At 55.7% G+C, this 18,489-nt stretch carries 13 protein-coding genes; 7 read left to right on the top strand and 6 right to left on the bottom strand.

The genetic code is table 11. From position 1 onward, the window contains the following. Positions 1–57 precede the first annotated feature (57 nt). The 3 genes from lpxK to IEW06_RS16215 all read left to right on the top strand — a co-directional run bounded on the left by lpxK (position 58) and on the right by IEW06_RS16215 (position 3,823). Positions 58–1,113, top strand: coding sequence for a tetraacyldisaccharide 4'-kinase (gene lpxK / locus IEW06_RS16225; RefSeq protein WP_187731775.1), 1,056 nt, complete (start codon positions 58–60; stop codon positions 1,111–1,113). Continuing rightward, positions 1,106–3,115: a putative porin gene (locus IEW06_RS16220; RefSeq protein ID WP_188548592.1), complete on the top strand. Its 2,010-nt coding sequence runs from the start codon at positions 1,106–1,108 to the stop codon at positions 3,113–3,115. The genes lpxK and IEW06_RS16220 overlap by 8 nt, the downstream gene beginning before the upstream one ends. A 90-nt stretch (positions 3,116–3,205) precedes the next feature. Further along, a complete protein-coding gene (locus tag IEW06_RS16215) occupies positions 3,206–3,823 on the top strand; it encodes a MiaE family protein (RefSeq protein ID WP_187731777.1) in 618 nt (205 codons plus the stop codon). A gap of 280 nt (positions 3,824–4,103) precedes the next feature. Here the strand turns inward: IEW06_RS16215 and IEW06_RS16210 are convergent, their stop codons facing one another. Further along, the gene (locus IEW06_RS16210) at positions 4,104–5,987 is read right to left on the bottom strand and encodes a glycoside hydrolase family 2 protein (RefSeq protein ID WP_187731778.1); all 1,884 of its coding nucleotides are present in this window, start codon (positions 5,985–5,987) and stop codon (positions 4,104–4,106) included. 595 nt (positions 5,988–6,582) lie between these two features. Between IEW06_RS16210 and IEW06_RS16205 the strand changes: the two genes are divergently transcribed. Beyond that, complete coding sequence (locus IEW06_RS16205) at positions 6,583–6,846, top strand: hypothetical protein (protein WP_188548591.1); 264 nt, start codon at positions 6,583–6,585, stop codon at positions 6,844–6,846. 94 nt (positions 6,847–6,940) lie between these two features. Here IEW06_RS16205 and IEW06_RS16200 read toward each other — a convergent pair whose 3' ends face one another. Next, on the bottom strand, positions 6,941–8,218 hold the full coding sequence (locus IEW06_RS16200; protein ID WP_373285380.1) for an asparagine synthetase B: 1,278 nt from the start codon (positions 8,216–8,218) through the stop codon (positions 6,941–6,943). Between the two features lie 275 nt (positions 8,219–8,493). Between IEW06_RS16200 and IEW06_RS16195 the strand changes: the two genes are divergently transcribed. Beyond that, positions 8,494–9,738, top strand: a complete 1,245-nt coding sequence (locus tag IEW06_RS16195) for an ABC transporter permease (RefSeq protein ID WP_188548590.1) — start codon at positions 8,494–8,496, stop codon at positions 9,736–9,738. Between the two features lie 721 nt (positions 9,739–10,459). Next, complete coding sequence (locus IEW06_RS16190) at positions 10,460–11,104, top strand: helix-turn-helix transcriptional regulator (RefSeq protein ID WP_187731780.1); 645 nt, start codon at positions 10,460–10,462, stop codon at positions 11,102–11,104. Between the two features lie 146 nt (positions 11,105–11,250). Here IEW06_RS16190 and mtaB read toward each other — a convergent pair whose 3' ends face one another. The 3 genes from mtaB to IEW06_RS16175 form a co-directional block, all read right to left on the bottom strand. Further along, the gene (mtaB, locus tag IEW06_RS16185; protein WP_188548589.1) at positions 11,251–12,573 is read right to left on the bottom strand and encodes a tRNA (N(6)-L-threonylcarbamoyladenosine(37)-C(2))-methylthiotransferase MtaB; all 1,323 of its coding nucleotides are present in this window, start codon (positions 12,571–12,573) and stop codon (positions 11,251–11,253) included. Positions 12,574–12,801: 228 nt separating this feature from the next. Then, complete coding sequence (locus IEW06_RS16180) at positions 12,802–13,164, bottom strand: hypothetical protein (RefSeq protein ID WP_187731781.1); 363 nt, start codon at positions 13,162–13,164, stop codon at positions 12,802–12,804. Positions 13,165–13,174: 10 nt separating this feature from the next. Further along, the gene (locus IEW06_RS16175) at positions 13,175–15,043 is read right to left on the bottom strand and encodes an LTA synthase family protein (protein WP_188548588.1); all 1,869 of its coding nucleotides are present in this window, start codon (positions 15,041–15,043) and stop codon (positions 13,175–13,177) included. A gap of 307 nt (positions 15,044–15,350) precedes the next feature. On the opposite strand from IEW06_RS16175, the gene IEW06_RS16170 reads away from it, so the two are divergent. Further along, positions 15,351–17,540 carry a glutamine synthetase III family protein gene (locus IEW06_RS16170; protein WP_187731783.1) on the top strand — a complete coding sequence of 730 codons (2,190 nt, stop codon included), beginning with the start codon at positions 15,351–15,353 and terminating at the stop codon, positions 17,538–17,540. A 223-nt stretch (positions 17,541–17,763) separates the two neighbouring features. Here the strand turns inward: IEW06_RS16170 and IEW06_RS16165 are convergent, their stop codons facing one another. Continuing rightward, positions 17,764–18,417 carry a TetR/AcrR family transcriptional regulator gene (locus IEW06_RS16165; protein WP_187731784.1) on the bottom strand — a complete coding sequence of 218 codons (654 nt, stop codon included), beginning with the start codon at positions 18,415–18,417 and terminating at the stop codon, positions 17,764–17,766. Positions 18,418–18,489 lie beyond the last annotated feature (72 nt).

Here is an 18,489-nt window from a genome sequence, read left to right as displayed (position 1 = left end):
AAAGTGGCGTACTCTGCATTTCCGCGTACTTTTGCCCCCCAAGCTTTATTATTCTCCATGCCACCTTTCTTGGTCTTGCTGCTGCTCCCGTTTGCCTGGCTTTATGCCGGGGTGATGGCAGTGCGCAACTGGTTGTATGATAGAGGCTTGAAATCGTCTTTTGCTTTTGACACCCCGGTAATAAGTGTCGGTAACCTACGCGTGGGGGGCACGGGCAAAACGCCTCATGTAGCTTGGCTGGTGGCTGAGCTACAAGCCTGGGGGGCAAAACCTGCCATTTTGAGTCGGGGCTACGGGCGTAGTACCAAGGGCTTCCGCCTAGCCGATGCTGCTGCCACCGCCGCCGCCATCGGCGACGAGCCGTTGCAGCATTATCAGGACTTTGGGGGGCAAATTCCGGTGGCCGTGGCCGAGGATAGGCGGGCGGGCTTAACCCAACTGCTGGCAACTCGCCCTGACCTGACGACTGTGGTACTGGATGATGCCTACCAGCACCGCCGCGTCCGCCCCACGCTCAGCATTCTGCTTACCGAGCAGCAGCGCCCGTTCTATACCGACTATGTGCTGCCCGCCGGGCGTCTGCGCGAAAGCCGCGCCGGAGCCCACCGCGCCGATGCCGTGATAGTTACGAAGTGCAGCGAGAAGCTGACTCCAGCCGAGCGCGAAGAAATAACCCGCAATGTTCGGCGCTATGCTCGGCCTCATGTGCCGGTTCTTTTTTCAACCTATACCTACGGCGAGCCCATAGCGGTAGGCAGCCAAAAAAAGCCCCCCGGCATTGATATCGTGCTGCTTACCGGCATTGCGCAGCCCGAGCCGCTGCGGGCATATCTGGCGGCGGCCGGCTACCGTATCAGGCACCACGCCAGCTTCCATGACCACCACGCTTTCACGGCGGCTGAGGTGGCTGCGGTAGCGGCACAATTACAACCGGGCCACTGCGTTTTTACCACCCAGAAGGATGCCGTGCGCCTGCTGGAGCCTGCCTTGCGGGCGGCGGTGGTGCAGCTGCCTGTTTTTTATATCCCAATTACCGTTCAGTTTCTGGCCGATGACGCCACCCGGCTGCGGCAGTTGCTTTCTCCCTACTTTCAGCCCCAAGCTGTTGTCTGACATTTCGCTGTTCTCGTTGTTCTCTACATCTGTGCCCAACTGTTTGGTATCTGTCCATGCGCTGCCAGGTAGCCGGCTTTCTCGCTGGCTTACAGGGCTGCTGCTGCTGCTGGGGGGCTTTTTTGACCCACGTACCACGCAGGCTCAGGTCGTCGACGATACTACCAAAACCCTGTACGGTCCCAAAACCACCCTCGTCATTCGGGAGGCCGATGTGCTACGCGAAAAGCACGAGGGCCGCATGGTAGATACCACCCTGGTGGGGATGCAGCAGGCCCGCAACTGGTACCACGACAGCACATTTCAGCAGGACCTGGGCAACGGCGGCACGGCCTCACGCCGTCTGCTTTGGGAGCCGAATACCCAGCTGGGCGCGCGTCTGGGCCGCAATGTATTTGATAAGTACATGCGCAACTCGGCCACCATTCCGTACTACGATACTCGCTCGCCCTACACGTTTTTTCGCTTTGTGCAGGGCGGCACCGGCGAGCAGGTATTTGAGCTGTCGTACAGCCGCAGCATTAAGCGCAACGCCAATGTGGGCTTCGCCTACGAGCGGTTTGCCTCAAATAAAATCTTTACGGATGTAGGTTCTGAGGGCCTGACCAAGCACTCGGGCGTGCTCTTTTTCGTGCGCTATCAAACCACCGATGACCGGTATCACTTGCTGTTCAACGTGAATACGGCCCGCCATGAAGCCATTGAGCAGGGCGGTATCGTACCCCAGCCCGAAGATATCGGCGACGACAACCGCATCCTGACCCAAAACCTTTTGGAGTATGATGATGAGCGGGTATGGCTAACGCAAGCCAGAAACCGCGACGACCGCGACCGTATCCATCTGGCCCAAACCTATCGGCTGCTGGGTAAAGGTCTCACGGCTTTCCACGTGATGGACATAAGCCGCCAGACCAATCGCTACAACGACGACGCCATTCCGCGCGGCCCCACCGACCCACTTTACTACCCGCGCACCCGCCTTAGCCCTAATGTTACGAATGATCGGGCGACGTTCGAGCAGGCCGAGAATAGCGTAGGGGTGCTGGGAGCCACGAAGCTGGTAGAATATCGGCTGTACGGCCGCCACCGCTTGGCGCGCCTGTCGGCCAGCAGCCAGATTGAGGAAAGTGTTCAGGAAGATAATGTGCCTATACGCACCTTCAATCAGATATTTCTGGGGGGCAATGCGGCATTTAAGTACCGCATATTTGGGGTGGAAGCCGCTGGAGAAATAAAAGTGCCTGACATTTCGGCGCCCGGCGAGGCGAGCCGCGTACCCGAGTATTGGGGAAAAGCAGCCGCGCGTACCGGCCCAATTACGGCCGAGTTCTACAGCGCTTCTTATGCCCCAACGCTCACGGAGCGCGAATTCAGCGGCAACCATTACGTGTGGAACAACTACAGTCGTTTCGAAAATACCTTCGTCAATCAACTTACCGGTCGCCTCGATCAGACCCTGGGAAAGCAGCGGCTGCAAGCATCGGTAGCAGTGGCCAATATTTCGAGCCTCGTTTACTATAACCAGCAAGCGGAGCCCGCCCAGCTCTCCGAGCAGCGGCAGTTGGTTATCGTTGGGGTGCGGCATCGCTTTCAGGTCGGCAACTTCTTTGCCGACAACCAGGGCACCTACACGCTGGGCGGCGACCAGGAAGGACTACGCATTCCCAGCCTGGTGGCGAACGCGAAGGTGTATTATCAAGGCTACATCTTCAAAAAGGCGCTGTTCGGCCAAATTGGAACAGAGTATTATTACCAGTCGCGCTTCCGGGCCTACGATTATAGCCCCAGTACGCAGCAGTTTTTCGTGCAGGATCAGTTCAGAATCCGGCGCTATTCCCTGCTCGATGCCTTCGTGAACATCGATATTCGGACGGTATCGGTATTCCTGAAAATGGCTTATCTCAACCAGGGCCTGCACCGCAATGGTTATTTCACCACGCCCTATTATACCGGGTTGCCCCGCCGCTTTGAAGTGGGCCTGAAGTGGCAGTTTTTTGATTAGAAGTAATGGTTAAATGGTTGGGGGTTAAATGGTTGTTCGTTCTGGCAGCCTTACTAATCGAACAGCCATTCAACCCCCAACCATTTAACCATGTATCCCGTGGAACAAGAGCCGAAAGAAAAAACCATCCTCAAGCTCAAGCTCAATACCGACCCGCGTTGGGTGGATATTGCCAGCAAGAACATTGAGGATATTCTCGTCGACCATGCTTATTGTGAGCAGAAGGCGGCCAGTACGGGCATCAGCCTGATTGTGAAGTATCCCGAAAAAACGCGGCTGGTCGATGAGCTGACTGAGCTGGTAGCCGAGGAGTGGTCTCACTTCGAGCGGGTGCTGCACGAACTGCGCAAGCGCGGCCACGAGCTAGGCCGTCCGCGCCGCGACGAGTACGTGGTGCAGCTCATGGCTCATGTGCGCAAAGGCGGCGCCCGTGAGCGGCAGCTGATGGATCAGCTGCTGGTAAGCGCGCTGATAGAAGCCCGTAGCTGTGAGCGGTTTAAGCTGTTGTGGAAACACATTCCGGACCCCGAGCTATCGAAGTTTTACTACGAGCTAATGGTATCGGAAGCCGGGCACTTCGTCAGCTACGTGGAGCTTGCCAAGGAATATTGCGACAAGCAGGAGGTAGATGCACGCTTGCAAGAGCTACTGCAAATTGAAGGCGAAATCGTAACCAACCTCCCCGTGCGCGACGACCGCATGCACTAGCATGCGGCTACGGTAACTACGGCTGAAAGCTTCATGAGCTGGTAAAAAGTAAACACCCACCAAAAAAGCCCCCCAGACAACTTCTGGGGGGCTTTTTTGGTGTGGCGATAGGAAGTTGTTTGAAGTAGGGCTTAAAGTGACAGAACGCGGTAGAGACGTAACATTTTGCGTCTCGCCGTTGTACAATTGGCGCTAACGACGAACCCAAACGGCGCAGACGATAAGACGCAAAATCTTGCGTCTTATCGTCTGCGCCGTTCCTGTTAACTTAAAATACCTTTTAAGAAATCTGTTTTTCAATAGGCTGAGGCTGACCTTCTTGTTCCTCTGAGTGAGAAGCCAGCAGGCCCGGTGGCACACTTAATTCACCGGTTTGCGCGTCGATGAGGCCATTGCGTTCCTCCTCAATGTTGGTAGCTTGGGTATACACGTCGCCGGCGATGGGGCGGGCGCGCAATTCGCGTTTGAAATCGCGAATGCGCTCCGTGCGCTCATTTGCGTCTTTGGGGCCACCGTAGTCGGGAAAGCCGAAACCACCCCACTCACTAACGATGAGTGGTACCTGGCGGCGGAAGAAAAACGGGTCGCCCACGACGAGCGGAAAGGCGGCTGTGCCTTCCATTTCGCCCGCAACAAGGCGGTCGAGCAGCTCGCGCCAGCGGTCCAGGTCGGGCGTGTAGAGGTGGGCCGTGAGCAGGTCGGACTTCAGGCGGCCGGTGTGCGAAATGTGGTGCCAGCCATCGTTATCAACCACCAGAAACTGCGGGTGCGCAATTTGCATATAGTGGTACATATCAACGATATAAGACCGCGTTTCGGGGTTGGTAGCAATATCCTGTGCGCCCCAGTCCTCATTATACAAGCTCCAGATGACGACTGAAGGGTGCGTTTCAATCAACGCCACCATCCGCAGCAGCTCGGCCTGATGATTTTGGCGGCTGCGCGGGGTAGAGCTGTGCGGGCTAGGTACTTCCACCCAAAGCAGCAAGCCCAGCTCATCGGCTAGGTTATAGATACGCGGATCGACACCGGCGATGTGCACGCGCACCAGGTTGCAGCCCAGCTCCTTCATCGCATACATATGACGTCGCATTTCCTCGTAAGTGGCCGTGCCCGGCTGGTACAGAATCCCATCGAGGTAGATGGGCTGGTTATTCAGGTACACATAGCGACCTCGGGCTTCTATTTTGCGCAGCCCGAAATACGTCTCAATTTGAGCCGTGTACTGCTCAGAGTCAATAAGCTGGGCCACGATACGATACAGGTGAGGCGAGCTGGTTGACCATAGCTTCGCGCCAGGCAGCTCCAGCACCACTCGCTGCGATTTCTGGCCGGCCTCTAAGCGCAACGGAAAATCGGAGGTAGCTAGCGGAGTGCTGTCGTCGGCCATATCGCGCTCAAATACCTTGAGGCGCAGGGTATAGCAGCCGGGGTCATGGACACGGGTGGTGAAATTGAAGCGGACCAGTTGGTCTTCCACTATGCTCACTACACCCACGCGGGAGCGAAGACGGTTGCGCTCAACTACTTCCAGCCATACGCTGCGCACCGCGCCGGTGTAGGTTTGGTACCAGATACCGCCGCGCTTATACACGTGCGACTCCTGCTTGCCGCGTGGGGTCTCGGCATCCATCGTGTCGGCAATGCGCACGGTAAGGCGATTCACTAGGTGCAGATTTTCCTGGCGCAGCTCGTAAGAAAATGACGTGTACTCGCCGTAGTGCACATCTTCGCCCTCAATGGTGCGAAGCAAACGGCCATTCAGCCACACCCGTGTTTCGTAGCCGCAGGCCCCAAACGTCAGCTGGAGCATGGTGCGCGACTGTTCCAAAGACTCGTCCAGCTCCGGCAGGGTGAATTCACGCTCATACCAGGCTACGATCTTATCGTTCCAGCCAGTGGAGTGGGGGTGTTCTTTGGATTCTATCATGTGCTCCTCGATGGAGCCCGGCCATTGGGCCGTGTGCTTGTAGTCGTAGCCCAGGTGCCAGCCTTCATGCAGGCCCGCGTCGGCCTCGTCGATGGCAAAGCGCCATTCGCCGTCGAGGAGAGAATAGGAGTTAAATCGTAATACCGCCCGGGGCAGGGGGTTGGCGAGGTCTTCGGGCAGGCGGTCTTCTTCTTTGCTAGCCGAAAAGCCGTAATTGGAATGATCAAGATCCATACGGACGGGGTTAAGGGTAGTCGGGGCGAACGTAAATCAGGGGCAAGTGTAGGCAGGGTTCCGAAATTTGCCCCCCAAGTCCTCCATACGGCCTAATTCGTTTCGTGTATGAATATACGGCAAAGAACCTGTGCTTTCGCGCCGGCTTGCCTTCCGGCGGGTACAGTGGAGCCTGGCTCAACCTTACAAAACACCTGAAAGATGAATGTGAAAATATAGAGGCACACTGTTTGTAGAAATAAATTAAATTTCACTGAAGTCAGTTCAGCAGATACGTCAAGACAGACAGTAGTTTGTGCGTTACTGAGTTGAATATTTTTGTGATACCTGGATAATGCGCATATTTATAGCCATGAAAAGCATTTGTACTCTCGTTTTGTTGTTTTGCTCATCCGTGGCCTTTGGTCAGACAGCAGCACCAGCCACACCTCCTACGCCGACGCCCTCGGTTAACTTTTGTGGACAGAATCTAGAAGTTGCAGAGGGCTGCACGAGCACAAGCCCGTACCAGATAAAGTGCGATAAATACGACATGACTTGGATTTACATGGATTACGCAGTCATGAAAACGGCGCCAGAGGAATTTGCCAGGCAAATGAAGAGAGAGCACAAGCGCACCGACATGGCGCCCTTTGAGTGCTACATAGCCGGCAAGCCGGCTAAAGGCTTTAAACTAAGCTATATGACGGATGCAGGCGGCATGGCCTACCAGCTCATCGTATCGGGGGTGGCCAATGGGCAGCCCGTACTGGTGCAGCTGACGCTGGATATCGACCCTTATAAGAACGAAGACATCCCGGCGCTGCCCCGTCAAATTGTGCAGCTTACCCCAACAGCCCAGCTTACTACCGCAAAGTAGTAGCAGCGTAATGCATCAAAAAAGCCCCTCAGAAGTTTTCTGGGGGGCTTTTTTGATGCTTGAGTTTTCGCCCAGCGTGTTAGGTCAACGTTTCTCAGGTCTTCTGCTTTTTCTTCTTAGCGGCCGGAAACAGGATGTTGTTCAAAATAAGTCGGTAACCGGGTGAGTTAGGGTGCAGGGCCAGGTCGGTGGGCTCCTCTTCCACCAGGTGCTGGTAGTCTTCGGGGTCGTGGCCGCCGTAGAAAGTCCAGGTGCCTTTGCCCAGCGTGCCATGCATGTAGCGCACCTCGTTGGACTGCTTGTTTTCGCCCATCACAATGACGTCGGACTTCACCAGGCTTTTACGAAAAGCGGTGGTTTGGCCCATAAAACCCTTCACCGTTTTCTCGTGGTTCTGGGTGAGCATGGTGGGCACCGGGTCATATTTGGCCGAGAAGGTGAAGAGCTGAAAATAGTCGTTGTCTTCGTACACGCCGCGCTCGTAGGGCTGCATGTCGATGCTGGAGTATTCGTACTGATATGGGTCGCGCACGAGCTGGAAGTCCTTGAAAGCCAGCGTGCGGTTGAAGTTGAGCTTAGTCTGGGCCGTAGGATCGGCGGGGTCACCATCGTACATGCTTTCTACCATATCGAGGCCCAGGCCAGCCAAAGCAATATCATAGGAGTCAGTGGCCGAGCACATGGCAAACAAAAAGCCCCCGCCGGCAATAAACTCCTGCATTTTCACCGTTACGGCCCCCTTCATCTGGCTTACTTTGGCGAAGCCGTTGCGCTTGGCGGCCGCTTCCGAATCGCGCTGCTGCTGCTGATACCAGGGGCGGTTGCGGTAAGAAGCATAAAACTTGCCGTACTGACCCGTGAAATCTTCGTGGTGCAGGTGCAGCCAGTCGTACTTGGGCAGGTCGCCGCGCAGCACTTCGTCGTCGTAAATCTGGGTGTAGGGAATTTCGGCGTAAGCCAATACCATAGTCACGGCGTCGTCCCAGGGCTGCTTATCCTTGGGCGTGTACACCGCGATTTTGGGCACTTTCTCCAGCTTCATAATGTCCATATTGGCATTAGGATCAGCTATTTCTTGCAAAATGCTGCCGTACTGAGCTGAAGAAATCACCTGAAAGCTCACTCCGCGCACAGTCAGCTCATTTTCAATGCCCGGCGCTACGGCACAGGAAAAAGCCCCCCCGCGATAGTTGAGCAGCCAATCGACCTCCACCTGCTTGCTGAGTAGCCAGTAAGTGGCGCCGTAGGCTTTCAGGTGCTCTTTCTGCGCCGCATCCATCGGAATCAGAATCTGGTTGGCCCAGGCGGCCAGCGGAGCCCCCAGCCACAGGGCCGCCAGCAACAGAAGAAGCGAAAAGCGTTTTAGGATCATCAGATGCTTGAAGTCAAAGAGTGAGCAGACACAATACAGGCTATAACCGGGATAGGCAGATAACGATTAATCAGGCAAAGACGGATACAGAACGAAAAAAGGCAGCGCTTAGCCATGATTTAAAGGTAGCAAAACCCGGCTGGAATCTGCCCAAAACCGGCTAACTTGCATCACCAGGCATCGGCCCAAATCAAGGCTGCCAGCTAATACAGGCCGATTTGAAAGGTTTTTTCTCGGTCTTCTTCTTTTCGTCTTGTCGCCCTCAGGCCGCTATTATGCACTTGCTAGAAAACATCCGCGAGGCTTTCCGTTCCATCCAGAGTAACCTGCTGCGCACCGTGCTCACGGCCCTTATCGTGAGCATCGGCATTATGTCGCTGGTGGGCATTCTCACCGCCATCGACGCCATCAAGTCGTCGCTGACCAACACGTTTGCCAGTCTGGGGGCCAATTCTTTTGAGATGACGGCCAAGGGCTACAACAACCGCTTTCGGCGCGGCGGCGTGCAGGGGCGTACCTATCCGGCCATTAACTACTTACAGGCCCGCCAGTACAAAGAGCGCCTCGGCGACGATGCACAGGTGGGCATTTCCGCCTTCATCACCGGCGCTACCGAAGTAAAAGCGGGTGGCCTCAAAACCAACCCCAATATGCAGGTGGTAGCCGGCGACGAGAACTACCTGCGCATTCAGAGCTACAACCTGGAGGCCGGGCGCTCGTTTTCGCCCTCTGAGCTGGAGGTGGGCGCCAATGTGGCCATTGTGGGTACCGAAATCAAGGACAAGCTATTCCCCAATCAATCCGCCATCGATCAGTACGTGTTTTTTCTGGGCCAGCGCTTCCAGATAATCGGGCAGCTCGAAGCCAGCGGCAGTGGCATGGGCGGGGGCGGCGGCGCCGACCGGCTCGTGCTCATCCCCCTGATTACCGGCAACCAGCTGCCCCGGCAGCGGGCCCTCACTTTCGACATCAAAACCGCCACCACCGACCCCGACAACCTGAATTTTATCATGGGCCAGGCTACCGGCATCATGCGCGCCGTGCGCGGCGACCGGCTCGGGCAGGAAGACTCATTTGAGCTGGAGCGCAGCGACTCCGCTGTGGCTACCCTCGATAGTTTGTCGGGAAACCTGCGGATGGGGGGCTTTATTGTGGGCTTTATTACGCTGTTAGGCGCCAGCATCGCCCTCATGAATATCATGATGGTATCGGTGACGGAGCGCACCCGCGAAATCGGGATTCGGAAGGCTCTCGGCGCCACAGCCCTGCAGATTCGCCAGCAGTTCCTCATTGAAGCCATCGTGATTTGCGTGATGGGCGGCGCGCTGGGAATTGTGCTGGGCGTGGCTGGGGGCAATGCTATTTCGCTCTTTATTCCTGGTGGTGGGGAATTTTTGGTGCCCTGGCTGTGGATGATAATTGGCCTGGTGATCTGCGTAAGTGTTGGCCTGGCCTCGGGCTATTACCCCGCCAGCAAAGCCGCCGGCCTCGACCCGATTGAGTCGCTACGCTACGAATAGGAGCGGAGGCCTTGGCTTCGCCAGCCTGACTGAATAATAAACGCCCGCCTCTGGATACCGGAGGCGGGCGTTTGCATAAGACAAAACCGGGCTCTTGTCTGTCGAAATTTGCTTCGAACTTGCTCCTAGTTATCCGCACCAGCTTACCTGTGGCCGCCACGCCACACGAACTGTGCACTTACAAGTGCCACGCGAGTTACGGCCTTGAAGCGCGTTATCATTGCTGTTCCAGCATCGGTATAAAAGCTGAAATGAAGATCGATAGTTGAGCAGCGCTGCACTGACAGCAGGCTTTTATAGAAGTCGCGATAGTCAGAATTTGAAATAAGAAAATTGCCCCTCAGAATTTACCAAAGAAGAAAATGCTCAGCTTCTGCACATCTCTACCGAATCAGAGCGCAGAGACAATAAACAAAAAAACGGTCATGCAGAGGCGGAGCCGAAGCATCTCGCGTGCTGACGCAGGATTAGTAACCTCATGACCGCAAGCGAGATGCTTCGGCTCCGCCTCTGCATGACCGCCTTTTGTTAGTAAAAAATCCTCACAGTCCGCGTAGGCTCGCTAATCATCTTTATAATAAGAAGTGTATTACTCACCTAATTCTGCACTGAATATCCCCCTCAAGTTGAAAGAAGATAATGCAGCAAAGTTTAAGTAAAAAAGGATGCTTTTATTCATTTGGTTATATCTTGCGAATTATAACGCAACAACCTTTTGAATATGGCTGAAAATGCAACTGTTGGTCAGCGCTTTGCGCAATTTATCGCCTACCTGGGTATCTCTAAAAATGCCTTTGCTGCGTCGCTCGACAAGACAGCTACCGTGATTCAGCACTTGGTAGATGAGCGAAATAAGCCGGGGTTTGACCTTTTGTGTAAGGTATTTGAAGTATATCCAAATCTATCAAAAGACTGGTTGTTGCAGGGTGTGGGGCCAATGGTGGCGGAGCAGGCGGAAGAAACGCATGATTCTGCGCGTATGGAACCCGCCTCAGCCAAGCCGGCGCCAGCCAGAGAAAAGCCCCCCGTAGCCGCTGCGGCCGCTGCCCCGCTGGCTGCTTCCATTGCAAAACCCGCCGCCGAAATTTCTTCACCTAAAACCCCAACTGCGCCCGAGGCCGAAGTCGCCGCCCCGATAGCGGCTCCAGTTGCCGCTGCTCCCGCGCTACCACCCACGCCAGAAACGCCCACAGCAGTTGCATCAGCAGCAACACCCCCAAACCCCGTAGACCCCGGCTGGCAAACTGCTCTTTACACGCAGCAAATGGCTCACCAGCTGGCCATGGCCGAGATGCGTAATCATCATCTGCAGGAGCAGCAGCGGCTGATGCAGCAGATGCTGGATTTGATGCGTAAAGCCATCTAAATCGCGGATTCGCCGGATTTCGGAGACGATTTGATTGACCTAAAAAAGCCCCCAGATTAGTTCCGGGGGGCTTTTTAGGTCAATAAATGTGGTGAGTGTAGTAGTAATTAATCGTCACCAAAATCCGATGAATCCGCGATTCTGAATCAGGCAAACACGCCTACTTCCTCTGCTTCCATTTGCCCTTGTGGGTTAACTGCCGTGAGCCGTAGGCGCTTCAGTTCGCCTACCATTAGCGGGTCGTATTTGGCAGCTACGCGGATGTAGTTGGGCGTAAAGCCTTCCATTACGCCATTGGTCACGTCGTCTTCGAAGAGGACTTCCGCTTCCAGACCTGCGTGCTGAGCGTAGAAATGACGTTTTTTCTTTTCCGACAGGCTGCGCAGCTGCGTGGTACGCTCGTGGCGCACGCGGTCCTGCACGCGGCCGGGCAGGGTGGGCGCCAGGGTATTTTCGCGCTCCGAATAAGGGAAAACGTGCAGGTAGCTGATATCCAGATCGTTCAGGAACTGGTAGGTTTCCAAAAAATCCTCCTCCGTTTCGCCCGGAAAACCTACGATTACATCTACGCCGATGCAGGCGTGGGGCATTACTTCCTTAATGAGGCGCACCCGGTCGGCGTAGAGAGCGCGGCGGTAACGGCGTCGCATCAATCCCAGAATCTTATCCGAGCCGCTTTGCAGCGGAATGTGAAAGTGCGGCATAAACCGCCGCGACTGCGCCACAAAGCGAATCACGTCGTCGGTAAGCAGGTTGGGCTCGCAGCTGGAGATGCGGAAGCGGTTGATGCCATCCACGTTGTCCAGCGCTTGCACCAAATCGTAAAAGTTTTCCAGCCGCTCCCGATTTGCCCCCTGCAAACCGAAGTCGCCCAGGTTTACGCCGGTGAGCACAATTTCTTTTACGCCAGTAGTCGCCAAACCCTGCACGCGCTCTACCACGCTCTGCACGCTGCCGGAGCGACTGTTGCCGCGAGCCAGCGGAATGGTGCAAAACGAGCAGGAATAGTCGCAGCCGTCCTGCACTTTCAGAAACGTGCGCGTGCGGTCACCGAAGGAGTGGGCGGCGTGAAACTCGGTGGCGGCGCTGATGGGGCTGGCGTACACCTGCGTCTGGGGGGCTTTTTCGAAGCCGGCCAGAATATCCACGAGCTGGAACTTCTCGGCCGCGCCCAGCACGGCATGCACGCCTGGAATCTCGGCTATTTCCTGGGGCTTAAGCTGCGCATAGCAGCCCACAATGGTCACGAAAGCCTCCGGATTGTGCTTCAGAGCCTCTTTTACCACTTTCCGGCACTTGCGGTCGGCGTGGTCGGTGACGGAGCAGGTGTTGATGACGTAAATATCGGCCGCGTCCTCGAAGGGGACTTTGCGGAAGCCGCGCTCCTCAAACTGCCGCCCAATGGCGGACGTCTCGGAGAAATTGAGCTTGCAGCCCAGCGTATAAAAAGCAACTTTCTTGGTTTCCATAAGAAGCCGCAAAGGTACGAAGGAACACAGGTTTTAGCACTGATGCACAATGCAATTGCCCAAATGCCCCACCAGAAGCTACCCTGCCCAAATGGTGTAGAGACACAATATTTTGCGTCTCATGGTTGAACGACTGGAACCACGCCACCTAAACAACATCAGCAACGACGAGACGCAATATTTTGCGTTTCTACATTGTTCTGCTATTCTGGAGGTTTAGCGTCGACATTAGGCAGTTTGTGTTGCTTGTTGTAGGCGCTGCATTAGCTCTGGCAAACTCAGTGGAGCCATTTCAGTGGCCGTTAGCAACGGAATCAATTCGTGAGAGCCATTTTCCCAAAATACAGCTGGCAACTCCTGCTTGCTGTGTGCCGGGAACTGCTGCTGAAACTCGTCGCGGTGCAGGAAACGAGCTTCTACGGGCAAGGCCTGCAAAAATTCCTTCCATTCAGCCCGCATGCTGGTGAGGCTGTAGGTGATGCCGCACAGAGAGCAGGCGTAGGTGCGGGGCGAAAAGATTTTGTGCGCCGTATCCAGCAAGGCATTGGCTAAGCCTGCATCGGCATTATAAACGAACAAAAGCTTTTTCATGGCGAGGCCGTTATTTCTGCAGATAATCCTCGAACGATACCTGCTGATACGCCTGGCCTTGCTGCACCTGCGCCTCGGGTACCTTCGCCCCCCGCGAAATCACGCGCCGCGCGACGTGGTCGTAGGTGACGGCGCCGGCCGGCGTGAGCATGCCAAAACCATCGTTGAAGTTATAAAACGCGAAAGATTTGCCCCCCGGCCGCAGCAAATCGCGGCCCCAAGCGTACTCCTGGGTCGGCAGATTGAGCTGCGACAATAAGGTGGTAGCAACGTCAGTTTGAGTTCCAAAGCTGGCAACCACGCGGCCCCGCGCTTCCGGCCGCAACGCGCCGCCCGCCAGCACCAGTGGAATATGAAACTTGGCCGGACTTTCATTGGAGGAGTTGCCGGGCAACGGGTGGCCGTGGTCTGCCACCAGCACCACGAGCGTATTGTCCCACCACGGCTGCTGGCTGGCCTGGCGCAAAAAGCGGCCCAGGGCCCAGTCGGTGTAATAAATGGAGTTGCGAAACAGCGCCGTTTCATTGGTGCCGGGAAATTTCTTCGGAATCGGAATATCGAAGGGTTCGTGGCTGCTGAGGGTGAAGGCCGTGAGGAAGAAAGGTTGGGTGGCGGGCCTTTGGTTTAAATCGGTGAGAATGCGGTTGAAAAGGATGTGGTCGTGGGCGCCCCACTTGGAGTTTTGCTCCTGGGGGGCAAAATCCGCGCGCTCGGTGAGTTGGTCGTAGCCGGCGGCCACGAGGTAGCTTTTCATGTTGGCAAAGGCCAGCTCGCCCCCATAATAATAGGCGCTGCGGTAGCCGGCCTGCTGGAAGGAGCGCGCCAGGTGGGGCAGGCGCTCCGTTTTGCGCGGCACCTTAATAATGCTGCCCGTGGGCTGGTTGGGGTAGCCGCTGAGCAGCGCCACGAGGCCTTTCTGGCTTCGGTCGCCGCTGGCGTACACGTTTTTAAACAGCACGCCCGTGCGGGCCAGACTGTCCAACGTTGTCGTTACGCCCCGCTCGCCGCCCGTGCTGGCCACAAACTTTGCGGTGAAGCTCTCCAGAATGATAAACAGCACGTTAGGCCGAGGCGTGCGCAGAATATTGTTGCCCGAATCGGCCCCGGTCGCGGTAGTCGGGGCCGCATAAAGCTGCTTTACGATGCGCTGGGCTATAGAATCGGGCATGAACTGGTACGGATTCGGGCCCGTATTCTTGAGCATCAGCGAGTTGAGCACGTTCCAGGGCACGTTTACGGCCGCGTGGTTGGCAAAAGACTGGCTGGAGAAATACACGTCGCTCTGATTAATCGGAATTTGCTGCACCCCGCCGCGCATGGGCACCACCAGCAGGGCCAACAGCAGCAGACTAACCAGCGCCGCCCGCAGCCGCCCAAAGCCGGCCGGCAATGCTGGCAGACGACCCACCAGTTTTTTATATAACACCCAGCCCAGCACCAGCAAAGCGCCAAAAACGCCCCCCAGTAGCAGCACGGGCGCACTGCCAGCCGAGGCCATCATTTCCGCAGGTGAGTCAATATACTGTAGGGGAGTAGCATCGAGGCGGAAGCCCCAGGCGCGGTACAGCTCCAGATCGGCCACGGTAAAGGCACTGACCACCACGCCCATTACGGCCGTGTAGAAGCGAATCAGTCGGTCGGTGGGGAAGCGCGGACCGGCCAAATTGCCCCCCAGCAGCAGCACAAACGGCAGAATACACAAATACGCCGCTGTGGAAGCATCCAGCCGCAGTCCGTAGCCAAAAATGCCCCCCACGGTAGCCCACGACAACTCAGCCGTTTTGGCCGTGTGGTAACCCAGAAAAATAGCCTTCGCGGCCACAAAAAAAACCAGCCAGAACAAAAAATACCATGGCTGGAAGGCAAAGCGGTTTCTCACGCCGCAAAGGTAGCGCCGTAGGGAGAGAATGAAAGCAGAGCATTTTCCCTGACAGTTGCTGCCACCAGAACATCATGCAGAGGCACAGCCGAAGCATCTCGCGTGGTGACGCAGGGTTACTAATCCTGATGAACATGCGAGATGCTTTGGCTGTGCCTCTGCATGACGTTCTTATAATATTTAGGTGTATTTTATCAAAAGCAGCTGTTATTTTCCAAAATGACCCTGAATTTGAAGGTGTATTTGGAAAATAAAGCATCATTACTATACATTTGCCATAGAAATACTAACCCCGCTCAAACTTTACATGGCAATTCTCCGCTTTAAAGCCCTCGAACTCGTAGATCAGCGCCGGCCTATTCCGGTGGTTCAGTCTGGGGAGCGTCGCTCCGATACGTTCGGCCGCAATGTGTTCAATCTGGATGCCATGCGCGCCACTATGCCGGGCGAGTATTTCAAAAAGCTACAATCGGCCGTAAAGCAAGGCACGCCTGTAGAGCGTAGCGTGGCCGACGCCGTGGCCTCGGCCATGAAAACCTGGGCCATGGCCAAGGGCGCTACCCACTACACCCACTGGTTTCAGCCCCTGACCGGCGCCACCGCCGAAAAGCACGATTCATTTTTCGACCTTAACTCCGACGGCCGCCCGATTGAGAACTTCAAGGGCTCAGCATTGGTGCAGCAGGAGCCCGATGCGTCGAGCTTCCCCAGTGGTGGTATCCGCAATACCTTCGAGGCACGCGGCTATACTGCCTGGGACCCAACTTCGCCGGCCTTTATCATTGAAACCGCTGGCGCCAAAACGCTGTGTATTCCCACTATTTTCGTGGCTTATACCGGCGAGGCCCTCGACTATAAAGCGCCGCTGCTCAAGTCGCTAGCTATTCTGGAGCAGGCTGCAGTTGATGTATGCCAGTACTTCGACAAGGACGTAAACCGGGTAAATACGACCCTCGGTATTGAGCAGGAGTATTTTCTGGTAGATAGAGCCCTCTTCGACGCCCGTCCTGACCTGGTAATGACCGGCCGCACCCTCTTCGGGCACGCGCCCGCCAAAGGCCAGCAGTTGGAAGACCATTATTTTGGTTCGATTCCGAGCCGGGTACACGCCTTCATGCTCGACTACGAGGAAGAGGCCAACCGCCTTGGTATTCCGTTGCGGACCCGTCATAATGAGGTGGCACCCAACCAGTTTGAGTGTGCGCCAACCTTCGAGGACGCTAACCTGGCCGTCGACCACAACCAGCTCCTGATGGACATCATGGAGCGGGTGGCCGAGCAGCACAACTTTAAGGTGCTCCTCCACGAGAAGCCTTTCGCGGGCGTAAACGGCTCCGGTAAGCACAACAACTGGGCTATGAGCACCGACACCGGTGTGAACCTGCTGGCGCCCGGTCGTCGTCCGAAAGAAAACCTTCAGTTTCTGGCTTTCTTTATTACGACTATCAAAGCCGTGCACCGCTACGCTGATTTATTGCGTGCCAGCATCGCTTCCGCCTCCAACGACCATCGTCTGGGTGCCAACGAAGCTCCCCCGGCTATTATGTCGGTGTTCGTAGGCTCGCAGCTCAACTCCGTACTGGATGAGTTGGAGCGTACCGCTAAGCTGCCCCTCGACAAAGGCGACAATATTTACCTCAAGCTTGGCATCGACAAGATTCCGGCTATTCTACTCGACAACACCGACCGCAACCGCACTTCGCCGTTTGCCTTCACCGGCAACAAATTTGAGCTGCGTGCCGTGGGTTCTTCAGCCAACTGCTCCTCAGCCATGACAGTGCTCAACACCATCGTAGCTGAGCAGCTGATCAACTTCAAAGAGTCGGTAGATGAGCTGATTGAGCAGGGCAAGAAAAAGGAAGTAGCCATTGTGGAAGTGTTGCGCGAGTACGTGATTTCATCCAAAGCAATTCGCTTCGAAGGCAACGGCTACTCGCAGGAGTGGGAAGATGAAGCTAACCGTCGTGGTCTGGCCAACGTGCGCACCACGCCGCTAGCCCTCGACGCCCTGATTCGCGAAGACGCGGCGGATCTGTTTGGTCGTCACCAGATTTTCTCGCCCGTAGAGCTGCACGCCCGCCACGAGATTCTGCTGGAAGACTACATCAAGAAAATTCAGATTGAGAGCCGTACTATGGGCGACCTGGCCATCAATCACGTCATCCCGACGGCCATCGCTTACCAAACCAAGCTGATCACCAACATTAGCGGTCTGCGCGAGCTGGGCCTCGACGATGAGTTCTCGCAGGTGACGGTGGACACTATTAAAGCTATCTCGCGTCATATTTCAACTATCAAAACCACTGTGGTGGAGATGATTGAGCGCCGCAAACGAGTAAACAAAATTGAAGATACTCGCGCCCGGGCCATTGCCTACTGCGACGAAGTAAAGACATGTTTCGACGCCATCCGCCGCTCCACCGACAAGCTGGAGTTGATGGTGGCCGATGAGGACTGGCCGCTGGTGAAGTACCGCGAACTGATGTTCCGGCACTAAGCCTAGCGAACAGGATCGGACCGGGGTTGGGTGGGAATTTTCTCCGGTTCCGATACTAGTAAAAAAGCCGTTTCCGGGTGGGGACGGCTTTTTTGTTTGGGTGCTTAGCCAAGCTTACCATAAACATCTGTTTTGAAGCGTAGTATGGCTTTTTGTCGCTAAAGTTAAGTTGCATTAAGCACGCGTCTGCCCGGCGGCTGCCGCGCGCGAAAGAGGACGCAGGCTAGCTATTGCTGGCTTTCCCAGACGCGCCTGCCGTCCCGGTTCCAACCTTTTCTGCTTCCAGGCCCTTGAGAATCATTTGCAGCGCCCACTGCAACAGATCATTGGAAGCGTCATTCGAGAGGCCATTGACATCCTTGTTGACAATCATGGGCTCGATGCCCGTCAAGACGGAGACCGTCTGCTTAAGGCGCTCGTAGTTTGCGGGCTCAATCTGGGCAGCGTAGGGCCGCATCACCGCTTCTAGCGCGTCGAGCCGGCGGGCACCCCGCAGCGACGCACCGCTGCCTTGCTTCACCGATTCAGCCAGGACTACGCTCAGGTATTTGCGGAACGCGGGCTCGTGGCGTTGCGCCAACCCATTGTAGTAGGCTTGCACGTAGGCCAGCGAATCGGCTAGGCCCAGGTGCTGGGTATCCAGCACAAAATCGGCGGGTTGTTTGACCTGGAACGAGAGAGCAGCCTCCGCGCAGAGCAGATCCACGTCGGAAAAATAGCGGTAGATAGTGGCTCGGGAGATACCCAAGGCCTGAGCCACGTCTTCGAGGGAAAAGGCGGCTTGGGTTTGCAGCAAGCGCTGGGCCGTTTCCAGAATTTTGGTGCGGGTCGCTCGTTTCTGCTGGATTCGACCAGTGGTGAGCGTTTTATTTTTCATGAGACAAATATCTCATAAAATTTGCAAACGGGTTAATTTTTTGGTTATGTTTGTGAGACAACTATCTCATAA

The organism is Hymenobacter qilianensis (assembly GCF_014638675.1).
Taxonomy (GTDB): Bacteria; Bacteroidota; Bacteroidia; order Cytophagales; family Hymenobacteraceae; genus Hymenobacter; species Hymenobacter qilianensis.
This window is presented reverse-complemented; position numbering and strand designations above follow the sequence as displayed.